The sequence below is a fragment of the Methanosarcina sp. MTP4 genome (assembly GCF_000970045.1).
Lineage (GTDB): Archaea > Halobacteriota > Methanosarcinia > Methanosarcinales > Methanosarcinaceae > MTP4.
Window position 1 is genome coordinate 210,091 of sequence record NZ_CP009505.1, and the last position, 19,572, is coordinate 229,662.

Sequence of the window (19,572 nt, forward strand, 5' to 3'; positions counted from 1 at the left end):
TTTGTTGATATTATTAGCACTAACCATTTTCATATTAAGTTCTGCAACAGCAGTGGCATGTGAGGCAGAACCCATTGCCAACCTGACTTTTGGCGACATGGAAGTATACTTCCTGGACCATACAGGAAACCCGGAGGAAGGGAACTGGATAAGCCTGGGAGGCCCTGCCGGGGTCAGCGAGATCCGGCTCCCAAGTCCTATTAAAATCACATACGACGGCCCCAAATCCAGGGGATACGGAGGGGTTTCCGCAACCCTGCATAAAGGTGCAGAGGAAGCGTATACGGTAAGCTACCCCTATACCACCCACCCCTTATATCTGCCTGATGAAAACGTGACCATGAGCTTCCGGGGAGAGCCGGGATTGGCAGGGGACGTGGTCATCTATCTCTTCAAGCCAAGTTCGGGTTCCGTACGCGGAGTCCTTGATACCCTCCTGGCAGGTGAGAACGTAGACTGCCTGAGTGACCTTTTCCACGAGAACATGGACGGGTACTATGAGACATTCCCGGCCTCCCTGGACGGGAACGGAGATCTCCTTGACCACGACTTCGGCCCCATGGAAGCCGGGCAGTACTGCATAGTGCTGCTTCAGGACAACGGGGACAAGAGCCTTACAGTCCTTTCGGCAACTGCGTTTATGGTTGTGGAATACGAGCTGGAGATCACAGCGGAAAGCATCGTGAAAGGCAATAACCTGGACATAAGCCTGGAACTGCCCGGCGTACCCGAAACCGACGACTGCAGCTACGGGGCAGTGCTGATCAGGGATCAGGCATACAAAGCCAACATCGAGATCGATTCCGACGGCACCCGGGCAGGGACTTCCGTCATAGTAAACGAAATAGACGTCATCGAGGAATTTGACATAAATTCTTCAAACTACAGGTCAAAGCTGAGCAAAGGCGAACTCCAGACCGAACTCCAGACCATGATGGGAGAAGGGAAAGGCGCGATATCACTGGGGGTAGAGGGAAAGAATACCCTTTCACTTACCGCTTTTGACCTTCCTGTAGGAGACTACGTCCTGCTTGCAGCCGTATACCAGCCAGGCAAGGGGCTTGTTGCCCTTGGCCAGGAAGAACTGGAGATCAAGGTGCCGGGCAAGAAAAAAAGTAAAGGCAGCAGCTCAGGCGGCGGAGGCGGCGGAGGGGGAGGGTCTCCCGAACCCGCAAGTAACGTCCGTAAAAAGGAACTTGCCCAGCAGTTCGTTACTAACGGGAACCGCATCAGATTCGAGTTAACGCAGAGAGCCACCTCTGTAGGGTACGTGGAATTCGACGCCAAAAAGAGTGTAGGGAAAACCACAACCATTATCGAGGAACTGAAAAGCAGGTCAACCCTGACCCCTACCGAACCCGAAGGAGAAGTCTACAGGTACCTGAATATCTGGGTCGGAAACGGAGGCTTTGCAACCCCGGAAAACATTGAAGGCGCAGTTGTGGGCTTCAGGGTGAGCAGGGACTGGATCATTGAAAACAACGTTGATGCGGACTCAATAATTCTCCAGCATTTCAGTGAGAGCCGGTGGAATCTCCTTCCGACTACAAGAATCGGGGAAGACGAAGAATACATCTACTTCGAAGCTGAAACCCCGGGATTCTCCCCGTTTGCGATTACCACAAGCGGCAAGAGTATAATACTGCTTGAGCAGACAGGTGGGGAAGAAGATCCGCTTTCCGTAGGAACAAATACACCGGAACAGGAACCCGGGCTTGAACCTGAAACCTCTGGAAAGTTTCCGGCATGGTTTTCGAAAATCGCCAGTTTCTTAGTAGGAGTTATGATGGTAGTTATGATCGGATTGGCCCTGAAGAAGAAAGAAGAGCCGTAAACCCGAAAAAAACTCTAAAAAACATAAACACTGCACCGGAAGCAAAATTACGCGAGAAACAGAAGGCTCAGAGTCTTCTGTTTTCAATCTTTTTTAAAAAGCTTTTTTACCTTCAATTTCTCTACCTTCAATTCTACTTTCCCTTATTTTTCACATCCGTGCTTCGTGAACTAACCCCCATGCCGGCCTTCGGTTGTTGAGGAAGGGGTCTCCCCGTCTGCGAGTTAAACAGTGATAAAAAATGGGGACGAAATGGGAGTAAAAAAATGGAGAAGAAACAAGAGTAAAAAAGTAGAGAATAAAAGGGGAAGAAAAGAAGAATTCCGGGAATTAAAGTATCTCTGCGACCTTGAAAAGGACAATCGCTGCAAAACAGAAAAGCAGCGGCAGGATTGCCAGGTTAAAAGAACTGTCAAGGGATTTATTCCATTTGTCTGATGCCGAAAGGACCTCTTTTAAAGAGAGGAACGCTATGAGCCCAACTGTCACTGCAGCTCCGTACTGGGGGAGTCCCGGGCTTGTGACCATTGAAATGGCACTTGAGGAAATAGCGCTTGAAGAGATCGCCGATGAGATGATGCTTAGTAGTATAAATTATTCCTCCTGCAAATAAGTTCCACTTGTGAAATATTGGTATATTGTAAATGATATATTGGAATGATACATTGTAAAATAACGCTTATACACTCCCAAGATACTATAAAAAACTTCTGATTTATTAGCATCCGGATTTTTCCTACGTCTTTTACAATCTTCTATACAGTACCAGATAGAAACAAGGTGCCAACAATATAAAAAATTTGTGCCAATCCTCCTGAACCAATATGTTCTTAAATTCTCCTCCAAATAAGAGAAGTTTCAAATATTAATATGCAGAAGTTCCTCACTTATGAAAAGGGGCCGAAATAAACATGGCAAAATCTGCTTTTTCATGGAAGGGTTCGCAGAATTCTGTCAAGAATTACTGAGAAAAATTAATATAAAGTCTGCGGCAATACATATTTGACTGTATAAAATAATAATCCCTATTTATACATACACATTTATAATATTTCGAGCTCTGGCGCCCAGGGTGGGATTTATTTTTGTGATATGTGCAAAGAACTCACGGCAGAAGTCACTTTTGAATGATACAGGATCACGATAATTTTTTCGAGCCTGATAATAGTACAACTCATTAATATACCTAATACGGAAATCAGGGGAATAAAATCCATTTCTTTAAACAGATATGTTGAGAAAAAACAAAAAGAGAAATATGGACGAGGGTATGAGAATTGAAAAAAACCATAATTGCAATAATCCTGCTGCTATTCACCATGTCCACAGTCTCGGCTGAAACTTCCGGAGGTCCTAGCCCGGGATATATTGCACAAGTTGTGATGAACGGCAGCACACTCTTATTTGCTGACCATTATGACGACACAGCGGACGGCAACTGGATCCAGTTAAGCGGGGGAGACCCGGTTCGATTGCCCGATCCGCTCAGTTTCACCTACCGGGGAGTAAACCGTAGTGAATTCCACAGTGAAAGCCTGGACCTGGCAATGTACCTGAACCTGGGAATGTACGAGGAAGGGAACTATTACAAGGAAATCATCTATCCTTACCCGACCCATCCGCTGTACACCAATGTCACGGGCAAAAACGAAGTATCCCTGGACTTCAAGGGAGCCTCCGGCTTTGCGGGCCAGGGGGTCAGGGTCTACCTGGTAAAAGCGGACCTTGTTTCCGTCCTTGATATGCTTGCCGATATCCGGGCAGCCAATGCGGACGATTTTGAGGCCCTCTTCCTCCGGAACTTTGAGGAATCCGATTACGAGAGGTACCCAGAAACCCTTGACGAAAACGAAGACCTGCTCCTTGATGAAAACGGAGACCTGCACCTCGACCTGGGGCCAAAGGACAGCGGGGATTACGGGATAGTCGTTTTGCTCGACAGTTCCGATGACCTGGCAATTCTCTCCGCAACAGCCTTTAAAGTCCTGCCCTACGGGATGACGGTTGACACAAGCATCGATGAGCAGTCCACTTCAAGTTACGACCTGGACGTCAGCATCGATCTCGACGGGCCGGACACGAGCTACAACTATACAGCCGTCCTCATAGAAGCCAGCAACTACAAAGCCGAACTGGAAATGGAATCCAACGGGGCAAGGACCGGGACAAACCTTTCCATTAATGGCAGAGAGCTTATGGGAGATCTCGACCTTCCCGCGGAATTCAGCTCCGAAACCGATCTGCTGGACTTCATAGGGATCAACACCGAGGACGTGAGTAACTTAAACTCCTTCGCAGTCGACGTTTTTGGGGAAAACACCCAGTTCCTTAAGAAAGACGGACACGGAAACAGTACGAATTTTAATTTCTATCTGGAAAACGTAGAAACCCCCAAAGACTACATCCTGTTCACCGGAGTCTGGAAATCCGGAGAAGGGTTGGTTGCCTTTGACCAGAAAGAAGTCACCGTAGACAAAAAAGAAGATGAAGAAGAAGAAGAAGAAAAGCCCTCAAACGGAGGAGGTAGCTCCTCAGGCGGTGGTGGCGGCGGTGGCGGTGGGGGAGGTGGATCTCCCGAACCTGCAAGCAACGTCCGGATCAAGGAACTTGCCCAGCAGTTCGTTACTAACGGGAACCGCATCAGGTTTGAGTTCATACGGAAAGCCACCGTTGTCGACTACGTGGAATTCGACGCTAAAAGGAGTTTCGGAAAGACCACAACCATTATCGAGGAACTGAAAGAGATCTCCGTCCTGACCCCGGCTGATCCTGACGGGGAAGTCTACAAGCATATTAACATCTGGGTAGGAAACGGAGGTTTTTCAAATACGCAAAACATTGCCAGCCCCGCTGTTGGCTTCAGGGTCAACAAGACGTGGATAGCCGAAAACGAAATCATCGAATCTACGGTCACCCTGAACAGGTATTCCGAAGGCAGGTGGAACGCCCTCCAGACCCGGAAGATCGGGGAAGATGAGGGTTTCATCTACTTCGAAGCCAGCTCCCCGGGATTCTCCCCGTTTGCCATCACAGCCGAAAACAACAAGCCTGTGGTTGAGGGAAGTGAGGAAGCCCAACCTCCCACAGGAACAGAGCAGCCAGAAGAAACCGAAACTCCGGAAACCGAAGAAAGCCCCGGAGAAAAGGAAAAGACCGGAATCTCGAAGAGTTTCATGTCAAAAACCTTTAGTTTTATTATCGGGTTCATGGTGGTAATCCTGATCGGGCTGGCCGTGATGGAGAAACAGAAGCAGTAAACTGAAAAAACCCCTGAAATCCCCTAAAATCCATAAAAACCCCTGAAAAGCAGAGGATAACATTTCTTCTGCTTTTCAAAACTATTCTTGAAAAAAATGCTATTCTGAAGGCAATATTATTCTGGATGTCATATCCTGAAATAATTTCGCCTCGAAACTCGTTTTGTTTTATCCCGAAATGGTTTAGCTTTTTTAATTTTCTTTTATATATTACTATATCGGGCACAGGTGACCCACTATTTTACTTCAACTTCAAATTTGTTTCATATTACATGATCATTCCATAGTACCATGATGGAATTGCAATTCCCTCAACGCTTGACCTTTTGTGCTGCTCACTATTGTATCATGTATTTAACTCCCCTATAGTTTTGAATCTGCGAAATGATTTTAGGCTACAACACATTATAAAAAGATAGTACGAATCTTCATTAAATTTGAGATAGTTTATATTAAAAAATCAATAAAATTCAGAACAAAAAATTGGAACATACATTCCCCTCCCCCAGCAGGGGGATCTAAAAAACTTTGTGAGGTATAATAATTGAAGGACAAGTTAGGTACACCGCTCATACTATTACTACTTTTTATTTTCATAGCCTTATTGCCAGGGGTAGGGGCCTCCTCAGGGGAAGAATACATGGCCATGGTTACCGGCTTGAACGAATCGGAAGTTGGGTACACCTGGATTAACTGGACGTGGACGAACCCGGATGACACGGATTTCAACCGGACAAGGGTCTACATTGATGGTGTTTTCAAGGAAAACACCTCTAACAATTACTACAATGCAACAAACCTTACGAACAACACTCAATACGAGATCGGGACCAGAACAGTAGACCAGGCAGGAAACATAAATTACACCTGGGTAAACGATACGGCTTCAACGATGGAAATGCCGGATACTGAAAAGCCGGTAATTAACGCGGTCAATTTAAACGTAACCGGGACTGAAACAGGAAAACCTATTCTTGTGACAGTGGATGTTACTGACAACATAGAAGTTACGGCAGTACAGGCATCAGGAACAGCCCTGAATTACGAGACAGGAACAATATGGGAAGGAATAATTACAGCTCTTGAAGGAACTCATCAGGTTAATGTTTCTGCAACCGATGAAGCAGGAAACATCGGATGGAACAATTCTACAACTTACACGGCTGTCCCGGTGAATCAACCTCCGGAACTTGCAACAATTGAAGATCAATTGGTTGCAGAAAACGATTCATTGGCATTTACACTAACGGCTAAGGATCCTGATAATGATGAGTTGACATACGCTACAAATGCTACGTTCGGAACTCTGATGGGAAATGAGTTTACATGGACTCCGAATTATGAGGAAAGTGGAACTTACTATGTAGAGTTCAACGTAACGGATGGAGTCCTGAATGATTCAGAAACAGTGACCATTACTGTAGAGAACGTAAACAGACCACCGGAACTGGAATTAATTGAAGATCAATTGGTTGCAGAAAACGATTCATTGGCATTTACACTAACGGCTAAGGATCCTGATAATGATGAGTTGACATACGCTACAAATGCTACGTTCGGAACTCTGATGGGAAATGAGTTTACATGGACTCCGAATTATGAGGAAAGTGGAACTTACTATGTAGAGTTCAACGTAACGGACGGAGTCCTGAATGATTCCGAAACAGTGACCATTACTGTAGAGAACGTAAACAGACCACCGGAACTGGAATTAATTGAAGATCAATTGGTTGCAGAAAACAGCTCATTGGCATTTACACTAACTGCTACGGATCCTGATAACGACGAGCTGACATACGCTACAAATGCTACGTTCGGAACTCTGATGGGAAATGAGTTTACATGGACTCCGAATTATGAGGAAAGTGGAACTTACTATGTAGAGTTCAACGTAACGGACGGAGTCCTGAATGATTCCGAAACAGTGGTCATTACTGTAGAGAACGTAAACAGGCCACCTGTGCTCGTTGATATTGGTGATCAATCTATTGACGAAGGTTCAGAACTTGTGATAAACCTCTCTGCAACAGATAAAGATGGAGACACTCTCACTTTTGCCAAGAACGAAAGCAGCGTTGGAAAGCTTACAGACAAGAACTTTACCTGGACTCCGACGGATGAGGACGCAGGAATATATTACGTAAATTTCAGCGTTTCGGATGGAAAGGGTGGTCTGGACTTTGAGGTAGTTCAGATAACAGTGGGAGACGTAAACAGACCACCTGTGCTCGTTGATATTGGTGATCAATCTATTGACGAAGGTTCAGAACTTGTGATAAACCTCTCTGCAACTGACGAAGATGGAGACACTCTCACTTTTGCCAAGAACGACAGTAGCGTTGGAAAGCTTACAGACAAGAACTTTACCTGGACTCCGACGGATGAGGACGCAGGAATATATTACGTAAATTTCAGCGTTTCGGATGGAAAGGGTGGTCTGGACTTTGAGGTAGTTCAGATAACAGTGGGAGACGTAAACAGGCCACCTGTGCTCGTTGATATTGGTGATCAATCTATTGACGAAGGTTCAGAACTTGTGATAAACCTCTCTGCAACTGACGAAGATGGAGACACTCTCACTTTTGCCAAGAACGACAGTAGCGTTGGTACTCTTACTGACAAGAACTTTACCTGGACTCCTGAATATGATGAAGCAGGAATTTATTCCGTAAACTTCAGTGTTTCCGATGGGAAAGAAGGTCTTGACTTCGAAATCGTGCAGATAACTGTGGGAGACGTGAACAGGAAACCTGTTCTGGCTGAAATAGACCCTCAGTCAACTGCTGAAAACACGGAACTCAGGATAGAGCTTTCAGCAACAGATCCGGATGGAGACCCCCTGACTTACTCCACAAACGCAACCTTCGGAGAACTTGCAGATTATATTTTCCTCTGGACTCCGGCTTATGGGGAAAGCGGCATTTACTATGTAGAATTCACAGCTTCAGATGGGGAGCTTACAGATTCTGAAACAATAACTATAGCAGTTGGAGATGTCAATAGGGCCCCGGCACTAGACTCAATAGGAAACAAAGCTATTGCAGAAAACAGCCTCTTGGCATTCACATTAACAGCTTCCGATGATGATGGTGATGATCTTACATATGGTGCCACAGGCCTTCCCGGTGGGGCCCAACTTAACACGACCAGTGGCCTTTTTGAATGGACTCCGGGCTCTGAAGATTCAGGGGTATATTCGGTAGGGTTCAATGTTACGGACGGAGAATTAACAGATTCTGAGACCGTGCAGATAACTGTTAGCGATGTCACAACCGTCAAGAAAAGCTCCTCAGGCGGTGGTGGCGGCGGCGGCGGTGGGGGTGGAGGGTCTCCTGAACCCGCAAGCAATGTCCACGTCAAGGAACTTGCCCAGCAGTTCGTTACTAACGGGAACCGCATCAGGTTTGAGTTCATACGGAAAGCCACCGTTGTCGACTACGTGGAATTCGACGCAAAGAAAAGTGCAGGAAAAACCACAACCATTATCGAGGAACTGAAGGAGATCTCCGTCCTGACCCCGGCTGAGCCTGACGGGGAAATCTACAGGCACATCAACATCTGGGTCGGAAACGGGGGCTTTGCAAGTCCTGAAAACATTGGTGGGGCCGTTGTTGGTTTCAGGGTAAACAAGACGTGGATCGCCGAAAACGAAATCATCGAATCTACGATCGCCCTGAACAGGTATTCCGAAGACAGGTGGAGTGTTCTCCAGACCCGGAAGATCGGGGAAGACGAGGGGTTCATCTACTTCGAAGCCAGCTCCCCGGGATTCTCCCCGTTTGCCGTCACAGCCGAAAACAGTAAGCCCTTGATTGAGGTCCGAGAGGTAGAAGGTCAGATCCCTACAGAAACAGAGCAGATAAAGGAAACCGATTCCCTGGAAACCGAAACTCCGGAAACCGAAGAAAGTGCCGGAGATGGGGAAAAGACAGGAATCTCGAAGAGTATCATGTCAAAAGTTTTTAATTTCATTATCGGGTTCATGATAATAATCCTGATCGGGCTGGCCGTGATAGAGAAAAGGAGGCAGTAAACTGGAAAAACCCTGAAAAGCAGAGAATTCCATTTCTTCTGCTTTTCAAAACGATTCTCGAAAAAAGTGCTATTCTTAAAAAAATATTATTCCGGAAAAAGGTCATCAAAGGGTTTTAAAACCCGGTTCCTTTTTATAGACTTCCGAAATAGCTTCTTTTTCACTAAATTTCCACCATCCAGTTCTCCTTTTTTAGAATATTTGATGTCGGAAAGTCTGTCAAAAAATGATGAGTGTTTGACAAAAAATGATAAGTATAAGTACTTTGAACCTGAAAAGTATTGATAGGGAGTTTAAGATCCGGGGTCTGAAAAAAGGGGGAAGGTCAGAACCCTTGCGCTATTATGGGAGAGGTGCTTTTATGAAATTTAAGGTATTCAACGGAGGTTTTGGAAAAAAGACGTCGGTCTTTCTTTTTTCACTGTTCATGTTTATCACAATGGCCGTTTTTCCTGCAAGCGGGGAAGTCAGTGGCTGGGAAATAAATCCTGCAAACCCTGTGGCAGGAGACACCGTCCTGATCACCGGGAGTGCCTCTCCGAAAGAGGAAGTAGGGTTTCTCGTCTATTTTGAAGAAGATGTCCCGGTGATCGGAGGCACTTACACTTACGAATTGCAAAACGTGGAGGTCCCTGACTTCAACAACCACTTTACCGTCCGGGCAGAAGGCGTGGAGGACCTGTACGTAAGAGGCAAACTTGTCCTCTGGAGGCAGAGAAGTACAAAGGCAAAAGAAGGTGTTGCCGTCCTTTCCGCAGAAAGGGTCCCTCCGGGAACTTACCAGCTCAAGCTTGACGGGAATGCAAAAAACGGGGAGACACGGGTGAAGCTGAAAGTTACGGCCCTGCAGGTGGTAAAGGCTGATTCGGAAGGGAAATTCAGCTATGCCTACAGCACGGAGTCCGTCCCCCCCGGAAAATACGAAATCATCGGAGGGAACTATGCAGTAACTGTCACTCTGCAGCCTGAAGGAAGTCTGGCCTCCGGCCCGTCCTGCCCCGGGACCGCCCAGAAGATCCAGGGGTCGAGAACCACCATCATGCCTGAAGCGGAACCCATCGGTGAAAGCGCTTCAGTTATAGGAACAGCCCAGGCAAAAAGCACATCCCTGCAGGAAAAAGCCCCCGGATCTTTTCAGGAGCAAACTCCGGATAGCCAGGGAAGTGAAAACCCTGAGACTCCTGGGCTAATAGAAAACCCCGGGAAAAAAGGAATAATCGAAAAACTTGAGAATAACGAAATGATAGGAGACGGGATATACATGTTCGGGGGAATCGGGGTAGGAATTGTATTCCTTTTTGCTTATTCGAGAAAAGTATGTTAAAAGAAACTGTGAGTTAAAAGAAACTGTGAGTTAAAATAAACTGTAACTTAAAATAAACTGTAACTTAAAATAAACTGTAACTTAAAATAAACTGTAACTTAAAATAAACTGTAACTTAAAATAAACTGTAAGTTAAAAGCCAACCTTCGGCCTCATTGCATATTTATATAAAGACAGTCATATGTTTTTCCGGGGACTGTTTCAATGTACAGAGCTAAGGGCCGTTTTTGGGAAATCGACTTTTTGCGCGGGCTAGCCGTCGTGCTGATGCTGGGCTACCATTTTCTCTACGACCTCGACTTTTTCAGGCTGGCAGAGTTTGAACTTAATTCGGGGCTTCTCTCCTACATCGGCAGGGGTGCGGCAGAAATGTTTATCCTGGTTTCAGGGGCAGCCCTTTCAATAAGCTATTCCAGGGCAAACGGGGCCGGGGCTTCATCCCCAACCTCAGCTTCACACTCCTCTTCAACCTTAGCTTCATTCTCAGCCATATCCTCCTCTTCAGCCCTAACCACCTCCGCCTTTCCCTCAAAACTTTTCCGGAAATATCTCCGAAGGGGGCTCAAACTCTTCACTCTGGGGCTCGTGCTCACAGCCGTAACCCGGGTTTTTCTTCCCGAAAGGTACATCCTTTTCGGGATCCTGCACTTTTTCGGGGTTTCGGCCATACTCGCTTACCCATACCTCAGGCTGAAAGAGGTAAACCTGCTTATGGCTTTACTATTCTTTATTCCCGGTTACTGGCTCGGTACAAGGACTTTCGGGTTTTCAACCCTGATCTGGCTGGGTTTCCGGCCCGAGCACTTCCAGGCCCTGGACTATTTCCCAGTCTTCCCCTGGTTCGGGATGGTCCTCCTTGGGATCTACCTGGGAAATTCCCTGTACGCGGGGGGCATCAGGCAGTTTGCAGTCCCTGCCTTCGAAGGTTCCGGGGCCGTGAAAGGCTTTGCCTGGCTCGGTAAGCATTCCCTTTTTATCTATTTCATCCACCAGCCCCTCTTTCTCGCCCTGCTCTGGACTGCCGGATACCTGGACCTTAACCTGATATGAAAATTTGAGAATTATGTATAAATAATCTCCAGACCACTTCTTTTCGGGGGAATCGTTCTGTTTTCAAGACCACTAACACTATCAGATATTTCACTGCTCGTACAGCTAATAGCTTTTTTAATTCTGGGTTATGCCCTTACAAAGAAAAAGAAAAATATCCGGCTGCACGGAAAAGTTGCAACTGTTGCCTTTATTGTGGCCCTGCCTTCGGTCTTCTACATGTTATACTCCGCAAGCCTGGGCATTTTCCTTCCTGCTTACGGGTGGCTGCTCACCCTGCACAGGCTTCTTGGCCTCCTGACCCTTGTCCTGGGGATTATTTTTGTCACAAACCAGTGGAAATGGAAAGGCAAAAAATACATGGATATTGGCATATTGTTCTGGACAGGAGCCCTTCTTCTCGGAATTGTAGTCTACTTGATACTTTTCGGGTTCATATCTCCTTGAGCCGCAGAGCCAGGGAAATATAAAACCGCAGGGCTGTGAGCAGGAGTGCCGCAAAACGACTGGTTTTATATATAACCCATGCCCCTAACATATCTTACACTTGATTTTTAGATGTAGCCAGGCCCCCGGATAAATCTCATGGGTCGGCAGGCTGCGAAATATGAACAGTGGAGAACGGAATGTATCTTGAAATTGCAATGTTTGCCTATTTTGTGGTGCTCTTCCTCACCCTCCGGGACATCCGGATTTTCAAGAGGACAGGCTACCTCTCCTACCGGAAAGGTGCCCTCAAGGGGCTTGCAGCCTCTTCCCTGATCCTGATAGGGGCCATTGCCGTGGAGGTAAAACCAGAACTCGGGCTCCTGATTGTCCTGGCTGGCCTCTTTGTCAACCGCAAAGGGACCAGGGAAAAAGTCTTTACCAGCGCAGGGACTCTTGACCGCTTCCTTGGAAAAACGGATTACCTGAAAAAGTAAGGTAAACTCAGAGGAAGAAGCCTGAGGGAAAAAGGAAAGGACATTATCCGAAAATCTTTTTTACCCCAAAAGATATAAATCGGAAGTTACCTATTAGTCGACAAAATTAGTAATTAATCCAAATTTTTATATCCGGTTTTCGGAGATATATCCCCCGGAAGCTGGTAACACTTACTTAACTCAACATTCAACTTAGCACTTACTTAACTCAACATTCAACTTAGCACTTACTTAACTCAAAACTAACTCAGGTAACGATTCAGCGCATTTCTTGCTTTACGTTAACCAGGTTCACAGGAAACATTGTGAGCTATATCGAATAACTGAATAAATCAAATAAACCGATAAACCAAATAAACCGAAAATCTTGACGCCTGGAAAAAAACGGCGAAAAACATAGAGGAGAAGATATCATGGGAAATATTAGACAGACCAACATCAAGAGAACCGCATTCAAGTTAATTGAAAACTACGGAGACGTCTTTACAAAAGATTTCGATACAAACAAACTTCTTGTGGCCAAGTACACGACCATTGAAAGCAAGGTTATCAGGAACCGGGTCGCAGGCTACGTCACAAGGAAAGTTGCACGCGCAAAAATAATCTGAGCGCAACCCCGGGATACCGGGAAGAAGTTGGGGATCTGTATGTTTGAAGGAGCAATGCCTGCCCTGATCACTCCTTTCACGAAGGATGACAGGATTGACGGGGAAGGCCTGAGAAGAAATATCGCGTTTGTGGAAGCAGGAGGAGTCACAGGTATAGTACCCTGCGGCACCACCGGGGAATCAGCAACCCTTTCCGCAACCGAGCATGAAGAAGTGATCGACATCGCCGTGGACTGTGCAAAAGTCCCGGTGCTTGCAGGAACAGGGTCGAATAATACCGGAGAAGCCCTCCAGTTTACAAAACACGCCGCAGATGCGGGTGTGGACGGCGCTCTTTTAATTTCACCTTACTATAACAAGCCCAACCCTGCAGGGCTAATCGCGCACTTCACGAAAATAGCCGAGGCCGTGGACATACCCATAGTGCTGTACAACGTCCCTTCCAGGACAGGGCAGGACATGCCCGTCGAAGTCATCACCGAACTTGCAAAGTTGGGAAACATCGTAGGGATCAAGGAAGCCAGCGGGAGTCTCGACAAGGCCACCAGGATCCTTGAAGGCACCGTGGACGAGGACTTTATAGTGCTTTCCGGGGACGACGGCCTGACCCTTCCGCTCATGTCCATAGGAGGCAGTGGGGTCATCTCGGTTACAGCTAACATTGTGCCCGAGAAAATGTCCGGGATGGTGGACGCAGCCCTCAAGGGAGACTACGAAACAGCCAGGAAGTTCCATTACGAAATGGCTCCCCTGATCCGTGCGCTTTTCCTGGAGACAAACCCGATCCCTGTAAAGAAGGCCGCCGATCTGGCAGGGCTTGCCAGCGGGCATGTAAGGCTCCCTCTAGCTCCCCTCGCAGATGCCAACACTGAAAAGCTTGCAGAAGAACTCAGGAAACTGGGGGTCCTCAAATGATCAACGCAGCAGTTTTAGGGGCCTGCGGCAGGATGGGCTCCCTGATTATAGAAAATATCACGAGCTCCCCGGACATGCAGCTCGTTGCCGCCTTTGACGTTGGCAATGTCGGGAAAGACGCCGGGGAAATGGCCAGGGTAGGGGCACTCGGAATCGAAGTATCGGACGTAAAAGACATGGAAACGGTCCTGAAAAAGACCGAAGCCGACGTCCTTATCGACTTTACAATAGCCGGCGCAACCGTGGTAAACGCCCCCACCGCAGCCAGATGCGGAGTCAACCTGATTATAGGGACAACAGGCCTGACCCCCGAACAGAGGGCAGTGGTCGACGGCGCAATCCAGGAAAACAGGGTCAGTGCAGTGATCGCCCCGAACTTTTCGGTCGGAGTTAACGTCTTTTTCAAGATCATAAAGGAAGCTGCAAAGTACCTTGCAGACTACGACATCGAGATCATCGAAGCCCACCATAACCAGAAGAAGGACGCCCCCAGCGGCACCGCTCTTCGGGCAGCCGACGTGATCAGCGAAGCCCTGGGAGGCAAGGAATACGTCTACGGCAGGGAAGGAATAGCCCCCCGTGACAAGGAAATCGGCATCCACGCCGTCCGCGGTGGAGACATCACCGGAGACCACACCGTCCTCTTTGTCGGAAACTCCGAAAGGATCGAGATCAACCACATGGCCCACTCTCGCCAGATCTTTGCCAAAGGCGCAGTCCGTGCAGCCGAATGGGTCTGTGCACAGAACCCCGGCATCTACAACATGGACGACGTTCTCGGGCTTTAATAAAGAAGTTCAGTTTAAAATGTCAGCTTCACTTTAAAGCAACAATTTCACTTTAAAGCAACAATTTCAAAACAAAAACCTTTTCGGGCCCTGAAATACCATCCAGGCCCGATTCCAGAACTTTTTTTCTCCAATTACAACCCGGACCAGATTCCTTTGAATTGAGCTTTTTCAGATCAAACTTTTTCGAATCAAGCTATTTTTTCTTCGGACTTCAAGCGCAAATTATAACTAATATAAAGTAGGAATAAGGCTAGTGCTTGCTTGCAAGTCTTCCGGGCCCTGAAGCCTTAAAAGGTTCAAATCCCACAGTAAACACCCGGTCACTTGCTTGCAGGCAACTCCTCCCCATAAGAACCATTCCTTTCCATGTTATTGCACGGACTCCCGAAAATAAAAAACCTGATCGGAACACCAAAAAACAGATCACCAAAATAAGACCACCAAAGTAAGACCACCAAAAAAAGATTAGGTGAATTAAAAGGGAGTCCGTGTAAAAACACATAAAGTTCATTCTTTGCTGAAAATTAACCCCGAACTGAGATTTTCTACCCTGTCCGCTACAATCACATTCCCTCTTACTCCGATTTTTTTCCCAGGGTACCATTTCCCGGTAATTCTAAGCCTGTCTCCTTTCGAAACCAGGCAGACCCCGCGATACAGCACAGCTGCCGATCCTCCGTCATATTCCATGGAAAACAGGCTCTCATACCTGCTAAAAACCCCTCCGAGCACAAATCCGAAGGGTATGCCAAAGAAGAAAGACGGCCTTTCATAAACTTTTGAGTCGCTCAAAGCCTCTGATTCAACTCCCTCTGATTCAACTTCCCCTGACTTAATTCCCTCTGATTTGACTCCCGAAACCCCGAATTTCCCACCCTCACTTTTCCAGGGAAAGGCCAGGGAATCAGTAAAAACGAGACAAAAAAGAAGAGAAAACGCTATTAGAATAATCATTCCCGCAACTATGATTCCCCAGAGGAACTGGGCTTTAAAATAGGAGTAAATAAGAATACCCAGGATAAGTACGGCCAGAGCCGCAGAAGCGGCGATCAAATAAGCACGGTCTCTTTTGTCCAATATTAAACCTCCTGAATCTAACAACAATTTATTTTCCGGCCAGTTTCCCGAAGGAGTCTGAAAACCATATTTTCGTGTTCATCGGAATAACAGCTCAAAAGATACGGAAATGATCTCATTCTCCCCTTCAAGTTTGTTTATTATCGCATCGCTTTCATTTTGAAGAACTTCAGGGTCATAGATTGCCCACACACTTAGCGTTTTCTTCAAAGTGATCCCCTCTTGCTTTAACTTTTCAACGTTCTCCTCCGGGTGTATGGAGAGCACGGCGACAAACCTGCCTTTGACGGGCTTTTCTGCCTCATAAGAGACATAAGGTTCAGGGTATTGCTTTTTGATATACTCATATTCCTCTGCTGAAACGTTAATATAATAATCCCGGAACCTGCGCTGGAAAAGCAAATAAGGTTCGGGGATGTTCGAAGCAGAAATAATCCCCACTGCCTCGGGCAAGGAGACATTGTCCTTGAAAGTAATTTCAATAACAGCATCAGGAACTTCTCTTTCCGGATGTTCCGCATAATAGTTATAGCGGGTTCTGTTTTCAGAATACGGGACCAATGTCGGGACCACCGTTATATTGTTGATCAGCATATAACCCGCCCGGGGACAAACGGTCACCGTTTCTTCATCTTCTGTATACACAAGCAGTTCAGCCTCCGAAAGAGACTCTTCCGTAAAGACAGTAAACGAGGGAGCCTCCTTTCCCGGCAAAAAGGTAATGTCACTTTCCCCCGTAGTTTTGTTTTCCTTTACCAGAACATTATGGTACCCCCTCTTACCGATAGTTATAGGATACCGGGGTTTTGCACTTGAGAAACGGACCAGTTCCAGTGGAAGAAGGCTCCCGTCCTTAAGCACAAAAACATCATTATTGAGCCTCCCATCATAACTGGCTCTCCACACCTTATCAACCTCAATATAGAGCCCTTCTTCTCCAAAGGTGAGTTCCCTGAGCCGGACCTGTTCGACTTCACCCAAAAGCTCCAGAGGATGCGGAGCCTCCTGGGAACTATCAGTACTTTCACTGGAATACCAGCTTACGGCTCCCCGGCTGTTCACCTCCACATGGAAAAAATTCCACCTGCCTCTCCGCTCTCCCCAAAATTCCAGCAGGATATGTTCAGGGGACCTCTGAGGCCCGATACTGACCTTTAAATTGCTAAAAGCTGCGGTCTCATTTTCAACCCCGGTTTCATTAACCGTAAGGTCCCAGAGTTCGGAGAGAGGGAGTTCGTAAGGCTCTGGAGTCAGGGCCACAGTCTCCAGGGTTTTTTCGGTACAGCCTGTGCTTATAAGATCCAAGGGACTGCTGCCATCTGTTTTTTCCACCGCATATTCGACACATCGGGCCTTATTCAGATCATCTTCGAGAAAAACGAGTATGTGATCGGGAAGACCGGGTTCCGGACCATTTTCATTCACCTCGGAGATTGTCAAACTGGATTCGGAACTTATTACTTCGTTGAATACGCCTTTTTTATCCTCTTTTATTGTGGTATTGCAAGCTCCGGGGCTGTTGAACACAATCTGGCACCAGGGCTCCCTGCTCCCAAACTCGATACGGTCCAGAGGAACAGCTTTTCCGTTCTCGAAAAGATACAAATCGTAAGGTTCCCCTCCGTAACCTATGCTCCCGGCCAGGAAATCCGCATGAACCAGCAAGCCCCGGGAAGGAGCAAAAAAACCGGAGCCGCTGGAGCCACCGGAACCTACCGTTTCTACCACTTTGAGGACAGGCAGGGGATGGTTACTTTTCGGAAAGTCCCCTTTCACTTTTGACTCACGCCAGCTAACTTTGCCGCTTTCGTCCATCCTTACCTGGAAATGCCCCCATTCACCGGACTTTATCCCCCTGAATTCCAGAAAGACGTATTCCAGGGTTCCGGAATCCTGCATACGGATAACAAGCTGGTCAAGCTCCGCAGATTCGTTTTCAACCCCGGTTTCATTAACCGTGAGGGCCCAGAGTTCGGAAAGCGGGAGTTCGTAAGCAGTAGAATTAAGGTAGAGATCTTCCGAAGGCCTCTCGGCACAGCCCGTAAACATAAGGAAAGCCGAAAGCAGAAGAAATACTGAAATTTGTTTTCTCATCGAATCCCTCATTTCAAACAGTGATTTCAAACAGTGATCTCACCTACGGAAAGGGGCCTGCCTTCCGCGTAATCGGCATAGAGTTCGACTTCAACAGTATTCCATGGCCGGACACTCGTACTGTAAGTTTCCGTAATCCTGCCGTCCAGTGTGAATTTGAACGTATAGTCCACGATTTCAAACCCCGGCACCCGGAACCTGAAGGATTTGGGATGGCTGATTCTTTCATCAGGTGCCAGTTCGTATGTTTTGTCAAGCACGGAATTATTCTCCGAATCAAAGACCTCCACTCTGAGTTCATGCCCTTCGCTGTCATGGTTCCTGGCAGTAAAAAGTGGAGTCGGTGGCCCGGCAATGAAATAGGGAATAACTATGAACAGCAGCAGGAACAGCAATACAAGAGAAGAAATGCCAATCATCAGATTTCTTCGAAAACTTCTCATATGGATCCCCCCGAACTCAACTCCCTGCATTGATTAGCTTCAGCAATTCTGTCCGCTCGAAATTCTCCCCAAAACGATAGCTCTGCCTCTTTTCTTGCTTGCATCTAGACCTTCCTCCTTTTTGCATCAATCCGCTCCCTATCCTCATCCGGGATATTGATCCCTTTTATGTAGCCTCCGATGAAATTGCCTGTCAGGGTATTGTTTTCGGAAGCATTTTCCCGGATCCAGGCCTGCCTCTTATCAGAACCATCAAAGCCCCGGGCCCCGCCCATCATGTAATTGTTTAAGAAAAATAGTTCGATTCCGTGCCTGCAGTTTACGCTTACGGTATTGTTACAGAGAAGATTCCGGTCCGAAAAATTCAGGCCTATGCCCCGGCAGCTGTTCAGGACAGACCTGTCCCCCAGTTCGAGCCCCGGGGTTCCCTGCAGCAGGATTCCGGAATATGCAGTGTCCCGGATCGTGTTGTTTTCCAGCCGGTTACTTTCGGCATTCTCAAGCCGGATGCCGTAGCTGCCGTTAACCTCTACAGTATTATTCCTCAGGCGGCAGTCGTCCGAATTTTTCAGGAAAATGGCACAGGTGTTGTCCCTAAACACATTATCTGCAAGCGTGCAGTCCCGGGCCCCATCGAGAAAGATACCGGCACTTTTTTCAGGATCGTTACTCCCGTTTGCCCCTTCCACAGTAAACCCCCTGATCTCCAACACCCTCCGTGTCACATGGATAACGGGAGCTCCGGGATCGGCTGCCCTTATCACCGTATCCTCAGGGTTCCCGGACTCGGCCCGTATCGTCACCTGGGAATCCACAACAAGGTTTTCGGTATAGGTCCCGGGGGCAACAAGAATTATATCGTAAAGAGGATGCTTCAGCGCCTCTCCGATTGTCAGGAAGCGCCCACCCCCGCTTCCGTCCACCCTTACAGTTAAGGGGGGCCAGCCAAAACTCGCAAAGACTTCAGCACTGACAATCACACCTTCTTCACCGGAAAGAATCTCTCCGACGTGCTCGGTTGTGCACCCACAGGCTTCCTCTGCACTTACATCGGATTCTCCTGTATTGAATTGTTCAAGAGAATATACGGGAAGTTCAGCATCTTCCGTGCAAGCTGCGGGAACTGCCGTCAAAAACAACATAAGGGCTAGCAGAATCCCTGCTTTCAGACTTTTGTTCAGCTTCATTTCAACACCTTATTTAAAGATCCTGCATTTCTGGAG

The 19,572-nt window shown here is 47.2% G+C and carries 16 protein-coding genes; 12 read left to right on the forward strand and 4 right to left on the reverse strand.

The window, feature by feature from the left end:
• Positions 1–52 precede the first annotated feature (52 nt).
• The 12 genes from MSMTP_RS00950 (at position 53) to dapB (ending at position 14,732) form a co-directional block, all read left to right on the forward strand.
• Positions 53–1,834 carry a TIGR04279 domain-containing protein gene (locus MSMTP_RS00950; protein WP_231582864.1) on the forward strand — a complete coding sequence of 594 codons (1,782 nt, stop codon included), beginning with the start codon at positions 53–55 and terminating at the stop codon, positions 1,832–1,834.
• A 252-nt stretch (positions 1,835–2,086) separates the two neighbouring features.
• Positions 2,087–2,272: a hypothetical protein gene (locus MSMTP_RS18805; RefSeq protein WP_156153627.1), complete on the forward strand. Its 186-nt coding sequence runs from the start codon at positions 2,087–2,089 to the stop codon at positions 2,270–2,272.
• Positions 2,273–2,306: 34 nt separating this feature from the next.
• Positions 2,307–2,447 (forward strand): hypothetical protein, encoded by a 141-nt coding sequence (locus tag MSMTP_RS18810; RefSeq protein ID WP_156153628.1) that lies wholly within the window; start codon positions 2,307–2,309, stop codon positions 2,445–2,447.
• A 664-nt stretch (positions 2,448–3,111) separates the two neighbouring features.
• Positions 3,112–5,091, forward strand: coding sequence for a TIGR04279 domain-containing protein (locus MSMTP_RS17780; RefSeq protein ID WP_052718237.1), 1,980 nt, complete (start codon positions 3,112–3,114; stop codon positions 5,089–5,091).
• 640 nt (positions 5,092–5,731) lie between these two features.
• The gene (locus tag MSMTP_RS17785; RefSeq protein WP_052718238.1) at positions 5,732–9,124 is read left to right on the forward strand and encodes an Ig-like domain-containing protein; all 3,393 of its coding nucleotides are present in this window, start codon (positions 5,732–5,734) and stop codon (positions 9,122–9,124) included.
• Between the two features lie 361 nt (positions 9,125–9,485).
• Positions 9,486–10,448, forward strand: coding sequence for a hypothetical protein (locus MSMTP_RS17790; protein WP_156153629.1), 963 nt, complete (start codon positions 9,486–9,488; stop codon positions 10,446–10,448).
• A gap of 204 nt (positions 10,449–10,652) precedes the next feature.
• Positions 10,653–11,498 carry a heparan-alpha-glucosaminide N-acetyltransferase gene (locus tag MSMTP_RS00985; RefSeq protein ID WP_048177199.1) on the forward strand — a complete coding sequence of 282 codons (846 nt, stop codon included), beginning with the start codon at positions 10,653–10,655 and terminating at the stop codon, positions 11,496–11,498.
• Between the two features lie 219 nt (positions 11,499–11,717).
• Positions 11,718–11,945 (forward strand): hypothetical protein, encoded by a 228-nt coding sequence (locus tag MSMTP_RS00990; protein ID WP_197076119.1) that lies wholly within the window; start codon positions 11,718–11,720, stop codon positions 11,943–11,945.
• 179 nt (positions 11,946–12,124) lie between these two features.
• Positions 12,125–12,421: a hypothetical protein gene (locus MSMTP_RS00995; protein WP_048177201.1), complete on the forward strand. Its 297-nt coding sequence runs from the start codon at positions 12,125–12,127 to the stop codon at positions 12,419–12,421.
• 413 nt (positions 12,422–12,834) lie between these two features.
• Entirely contained in the window at positions 12,835–13,029 is a 195-nt protein-coding gene (locus MSMTP_RS01000) for a 30S ribosomal protein S17e (protein ID WP_048177205.1), read from the forward strand.
• A 39-nt stretch (positions 13,030–13,068) separates the two neighbouring features.
• Complete coding sequence (gene dapA / locus MSMTP_RS01005) at positions 13,069–13,944, forward strand: 4-hydroxy-tetrahydrodipicolinate synthase (protein ID WP_048177207.1); 876 nt, start codon at positions 13,069–13,071, stop codon at positions 13,942–13,944.
• Positions 13,941–14,732, forward strand: a complete 792-nt coding sequence (dapB, locus tag MSMTP_RS01010; RefSeq protein ID WP_048177208.1) for a 4-hydroxy-tetrahydrodipicolinate reductase — start codon at positions 13,941–13,943, stop codon at positions 14,730–14,732. Before dapA ends, dapB begins: the two co-directional genes overlap by 4 nt.
• A gap of 510 nt (positions 14,733–15,242) precedes the next feature.
• On the opposite strand, the gene MSMTP_RS19835 is transcribed toward dapB, so the two are convergent.
• From MSMTP_RS19835 to MSMTP_RS01030, 4 genes are all read right to left on the reverse strand, one after another.
• Complete coding sequence (locus MSMTP_RS19835; RefSeq protein WP_231582865.1) at positions 15,243–15,812, reverse strand: hypothetical protein; 570 nt, start codon at positions 15,810–15,812, stop codon at positions 15,243–15,245.
• Positions 15,813–15,890: 78 nt separating this feature from the next.
• The gene (locus tag MSMTP_RS01020; RefSeq protein WP_156153630.1) at positions 15,891–17,906 is read right to left on the reverse strand and encodes a hypothetical protein; all 2,016 of its coding nucleotides are present in this window, start codon (positions 17,904–17,906) and stop codon (positions 15,891–15,893) included.
• Between the two features lie 26 nt (positions 17,907–17,932).
• A complete protein-coding gene (locus MSMTP_RS01025; RefSeq protein ID WP_048182409.1) occupies positions 17,933–18,349 on the reverse strand; it encodes a hypothetical protein in 417 nt (138 codons plus the stop codon).
• A gap of 104 nt (positions 18,350–18,453) precedes the next feature.
• On the reverse strand, positions 18,454–19,536 hold the full coding sequence (locus tag MSMTP_RS01030; protein WP_048177211.1) for a nitrous oxide reductase family maturation protein NosD: 1,083 nt from the start codon (positions 19,534–19,536) through the stop codon (positions 18,454–18,456).
• Positions 19,537–19,572 lie beyond the last annotated feature (36 nt).